The sequence below is a fragment of the Streptomyces lunalinharesii genome (genome assembly GCF_039532155.1).
GTDB classification, from domain to species: domain Bacteria; phylum Actinomycetota; class Actinomycetes; order Streptomycetales; family Streptomycetaceae; genus Streptomyces; species Streptomyces lunalinharesii.
Window position 1 is genome coordinate 1 of the sequence record NZ_BAAARK010000109.1, and the last position, 1,200, is coordinate 1,200.

The window sequence follows — 1,200 nt, forward strand, 5'->3', positions numbered from 1 at the left end:
CTAGTGGCTCGTCACACAGCCTTGGCCGGGTAATCGACGTGCTGGTCGTCGGCCAGCAGACTGTCTCCAAGTCCTGGTCTTGGAGGTGGTTGTGGGACGTCGACCGAGTGTGTTCGTCCGGCCGGTCACAGTGGACGAAGGCCGGAAGCTGCAGCGGATCAGCCGGAGCGCGAGGGACCCGGTGAAACTCCGCCGGGCGATCGTGGTCCTCATGTCCGCCCAGGGCCAGACGGTCAAGGACATCACGACATTGATGCAGGTCGGAGAGGACTACGTTCGCGAGGTCATCCACGCCTTCAACGAGCGGGGGCTTGACGCGCTGGACCCAAAATGGAGCGGGGGACGCCCCAAGACGATCAGCGATGAGGTGCGTGAGCACATCTGCCTGATCGCCCGGACGTCCCCCACCGACTGGAAGATCACTGCGTTCTCCACCTGGAGCCTTGCCAAGCTCGCCGAGCATCTGGTCAGGCAGAACGTCACCACGGCCATCAGTCGAGAGACCCTGCGTCGGATCCTGCGCGAGGGCAAGGTCTCCTGGAAGACCACCACGACCTGGAAGGCGTCCACCGACCCGGAGTTCATCGCCAAGATGCACCGCGTCCTGGCGTTGTACGACACCCCGCCCACCGACGGGCGGGTGATATGCGTCGACGAGTTCGGGCCGCTGAACCTGATGCCCCGCAAGGGCAAGGCATGGGGGTCGGTCACACGCCCGCGTCGGCTGCGGGCCACCTACCGCCGCACAGACGGTGTGCGGCACATGCTGGCCGCCCTCGATCTGGCCACCGGCAAGCTGTACTACCGCATCCGCTCGCGCAAGCGGTGGCGAGAGTTCCTCGGCCTCCTCAAGGCCCTGCGCGCCCGCTGGCCCGGGGAGAAGTTATACGTGGTGCTGGACAACTTCTCCCCGCACAAACACACCGAAGTCCGGGCCTGGGCGGCCGACAACGGCATCGAACTGATCTTCCTGCCGACCTACGGCTCCTGGCTGAACTGGATCGAGGCCGAGTTCGCAGCCTTGCGCTACTTCGCGCTCAACGGCACCGATCACCGCAGCCACGACGAGCAGAACGCCGCCATCGGAGCCTACGTCCGCTGGCGCAACACTCACGCGAAACCGAAGACAAACTTCGCCCCAGACTCAACGATCCGAACATGGACTCATTACCCCGCCAAGGCAGCGTGACGAGCCACTAG

At 65.0% G+C, this 1,200-nt stretch carries 1 protein-coding gene; it reads left to right on the top strand.

Features of this window, described 5'->3' with window-relative positions:
* Nucleotides 1-181: 181 nt before the first annotated feature.
* Nucleotides 182-1,189, top strand: a complete 1,008-nt coding sequence (locus tag ABD385_RS41145; RefSeq protein WP_344585394.1) for an IS630 family transposase — start codon at nt 182-184, stop codon at nt 1,187-1,189.
* Nucleotides 1,190-1,200: the final 11 nt, after the last annotated feature.